The organism is Protofrankia sp. Cr2 (genome assembly GCF_963555885.1).
GTDB lineage: Bacteria > Actinomycetota > Actinomycetes > Frankiales > Frankiaceae > Protofrankia.
The window spans coordinates 1-3,717 of the sequence record NZ_CAUVXG010000024.1; the positions used below are offsets into that span (position 1 = coordinate 1).

Sequence of the window (3,717 nt, forward strand, 5' to 3'; positions counted from 1 at the left end):
GGTCGGGCAGCCGCTCGCCGTCGGGCGTGAGCAGCCGCACCAGCCCCGGGTCGCCATCCCGCGCGATCCAGATGACGCGCGGGATGGCGACCCGGGGCTGGTGCGGCTGCTCACGCCCGACGGCGAGCGGCTGCCCGACCGGACCTACGATCCCTACCTCTCGGACCTGACCGACGCCGACCTGTACGGGCTCCTGCGCGACATGGTGATCGCACGCCGCCTCGACGAGGAGGCGACGGCGCTCCAGCGTCAGGGCGAACTCGGCTTGTGGGCCAGCCTGCGTGGCCAGGAGGCGGCCCAGGTCGGCTCGGCCAGGGCGCTGCGCGACGACGACATGGTCTTCCCGTCCTACCGTGAACACGCGGCGGCCTGGTGCCGCGGGGTCGACCCGCTGGACGTCCTCAGCCTGTTCCGCGGGGTCACCCACGGCGGGTGGGACGCGGACAAGCACGGATTCCAGTGCTACGCGATCGTCGTCGGCTCGCAGGCCCTGCACGCCACCGGCTATGCGATGGGCGTCTCCCGCGATCATGCCTGGAGTACCGCTGGCACCAGCACCAGCACCAGCACCAGCAACGGCCAGGGCCGGGGTCGGGGCCGGGGCATGTCGGCGACGCTGGTCTACTTCGGTGACGGAGCGTCCAGTCAGGGGGACGTCAATGAGGCGCTCAACTGGGCGGGCGTCTTTGAAGCTCCAGTGGTGTTCTTCTGCCAGAACAACCAGTGGGCGATCTCCGAACCGGCCCGACGACAGAGCCGGGCGCCGATTTATCAGAGAGCGTCAGGGTTCGGTATCCGGGGCGTCCAGGTTGACGGCAACGATGTGCTGGCGACGCTCGCGGTGACCCGCTGGGCGCTGGACTCGGCCCGCCGGGGATGTCCGACGCTGATCGAGGCTGTTACATACCGGATGGGCGCGCACACCACCGCCGACGATCCATCCCGTTACCGTCACGCAGAGGAGCTGACCCAATGGGGCCAGCGGGACCCGGTGCAACGGATGACCGCCTACCTACGCGACCGCGGGCTCCTGGACGACGCTGCGGCCGCCGCTCTCGACGCCGAGGCCGACACCCTCGCGGCGACGGTACGCAAACGCTGCCTGCGCCTGCCCGACCCGTCACCGCACAGCCTTTTCGATCACGTGTACGTGGACGAGCCCGAGACCCTGCGCGCCGCGCGGGATGCCTATCTGGAGATCGAACCGTCACCGGCGACGCTCGAACCGCGAAAGGCGAACTGACGGTGCGCTCGACGCTGACGCTGGCCAAGGCCCTCAATACCGGACTGCGCACGGCCATGGCCGCCGATGACAAGGTCGTGGTGATGGGTGAGGACGTCGGTAGGCTCGGCGGCGTCTTCCGGATCACTGAGGGGCTACTCGCCGACTTCGGCGAGGCGCGCGTCATCGACACGCCGCTGGCCGAGTCCGCGATCATCGGAACCGCGATCGGGATGGCCATGCGTGGGTTCCGGCCGGTATGCGAGATCCAGTTCGACGGCTTCGTCTACCCGGCTTTCGACCAGATCGTCACCCAGCTGGCAAAAATCCACTACCGGACCCGGGGACGGGTCCGGGTTCCGGTGACGGTCCGCATCCCGTTCGGTGGTGGCATCGGCGCTGTCGAGCACCACAGTGAGTCACCGGAAGCGTACTTCTGCCATACCGCCGGCCTCAAGGTCGTCGCCTGTTCCAGCCCGACCGACGCCCACACGATGATCCAGCAGGCAGTCGCGGCCGACGATCCGGTGATTTTCTTCGAGCCCAAGCGCCGGTACTGGGAGAAGGGGGATGTCGAAACCGACGAGCCCCTGGCCGGGGCAATCCCGTTGCACACCAGCCGGGTCGTGCGGACCGGGGACGACGCAACGCTCGTCGCCTATGGCCCGATGGTACGGACCTGCCTGGACGCAGCCACGGCAATGGCCGACGAGGGTCGCGAGCTTGAGGTCATCGACCTGCGCACCCTGTCCCCGCTCGACCTGACTCCGGTGCTCGCGTCCGTGCGCCGCACCGGCCGGTGCGTGGTCGTCCATGAGGCACCGTCGAACGTGTCCCTGTCCGCGGAGATCGCGGCCCGGGTCAGCGAGGCCGCGTTCTACTCCTTGGAGGCTCCGGTACTACGCGTCACCGGCTATGACACCCCATACCCGCCGGCCCGCCTGGAGGAGCACTACCTACCGGACGTCGACCGGGTCCTGGATGCCGTCGACCGTTCCTTCCAGTACTGATCTGTATGCCCGTGCCGACCGACGTGCCGGCACTGACCGGCACTGACCGGCACTGACCGGCGCGGTCCGGGCAGGGCCGCGAGTCATCCGCCAGTTGGAGGTCACCTGTGCCACGTGAGCAGTTCCGCCTCCCCGACCTGGGCGAGGGCCTACCGGACGCCGAAATCGTCCGGTGGCTGGTGGAGGTGGGCGAGCCGGTAGCGGTCAATCAACCGATCGTCGAGGTGGAGACCGCCAAAGCGCTGGTGGAGGTGCCCTCACCACTGGCCGGCGTACTCGCCGTGCGGCACGCCGAACCGGGCGACACCGTCGAGGTGGGACGACCGTTGGTCACCGTCGACGTCCCAGCTTCGACCGACGTCCCAGCACCGAACGGCGCTCATGGACCGGACCAGGGGACGGTCCGCCCACCGGACGGGCGGACACCGGTGCTGGTCGGATATGGCCCGCGCACATCCGCTGGACCGGCACGCGCCCGGACCCGGCGCCGGGCCGCCCAGACCGGGCAGGCCGCCCAGACGGGGCAGACGGCCCGAACCGATCGGTCTGAGCACCCCGAGCGGCGGCCACGGCCGGTCGTACTCGCGAAGCCACCGGTCCGCAAGCTCGCTCGGGATCTCGGTGTCGACATCTGGCGGATCACCGGCACCGGACCGCATGGAACGGTCAGCCGGGCTGATGTCGAGGCAGCCCGGACCCCCGCCCGCGAGGAGCGGGACGCCCGGGTCCGCCGGATACCGGTGACCGGCGTCCGGCGCGCGACCGCAACGGCCATGGTGACCAGCGCATACACCGCGCCGCAGGTCACCGAGTTCGTCAGCGTCGATGTCACCGAGACGATGGCGGCCCGTGACCGGCTCGCCGCGCTGCCCGAGTTCGCGGGTGTGAAGGTGACCGCGCTGCTGTTCGTCGCGAAGGCGCTGCTGACCGCCGTCCAGCGTCATCCGATGATCAATTCATGTTGGGAGGAAGCGTCCGGCGACGAACCCGCGCAGATCGTCATCCATGAGAACGTCAACCTCGGGATCGCGGTGGCTGCACCCCGCGGGCTCGTCGTGCCGAACATCCCGGATGCGCAGGGAATGGGAATGGTTGCGCTCGGACATGCCCTGTACGAGCTGACCGAGGCAGCCCGGACCGGGACAGCCACACCGGGTGCACTACGCGGCGGAACCATCACAATCACCAATATCGGCGTGTTCGGAATCGACACCGGAACACCCATCCTCAACCCCCCGGAGGCTGCGATCCTCGCCCTCGGCGCGATTCGCCCGATGCCGTGGGTGCACGACGGAGAGCTTGCCGTGCGGACGGTGGCGCAGCTCGCCCTGACCTTCGACCACCGGATCGTGGATGGTGAGCTCGGTGCAAAGGTGCTCGTCGATGTCGCCAGAATGCTCGCGGACCCGGCTGTGGCCCTCGCCTGGATCTGATCCAATTCCTGATCGGTCCTGTTCGCAATAGTGCCCACAAGGCCGCGCCCTT

At 69.1% G+C, this 3,717-nt stretch carries 3 protein-coding genes; all 3 read left to right on the forward strand.

The genetic code is table 11. The annotated features are described in order from the left end of the window. Positions 1-55 precede the first annotated feature (55 nt). The 3 genes from pdhA to U9978_RS12970 all read left to right on the forward strand — a co-directional run bounded on the left by pdhA (position 56) and on the right by U9978_RS12970 (position 3,665). The gene (gene pdhA / locus U9978_RS12960) at positions 56-1,243 is read left to right on the forward strand and encodes a pyruvate dehydrogenase (acetyl-transferring) E1 component subunit alpha (RefSeq protein ID WP_416210954.1); all 1,188 of its coding nucleotides are present in this window, start codon (positions 56-58) and stop codon (positions 1,241-1,243) included. Positions 1,244-1,245: 2 nt separating this feature from the next. Further along, a complete protein-coding gene (locus U9978_RS12965; RefSeq protein WP_416210951.1) occupies positions 1,246-2,232 on the forward strand; it encodes an alpha-ketoacid dehydrogenase subunit beta in 987 nt (328 codons plus the stop codon). Positions 2,233-2,339: 107 nt separating this feature from the next. Next, positions 2,340-3,665: a dihydrolipoamide acetyltransferase family protein gene (locus tag U9978_RS12970; protein ID WP_322761355.1), complete on the forward strand. Its 1,326-nt coding sequence runs from the start codon at positions 2,340-2,342 to the stop codon at positions 3,663-3,665. The last annotated feature ends 52 nt before the right edge of the window (positions 3,666-3,717 follow it).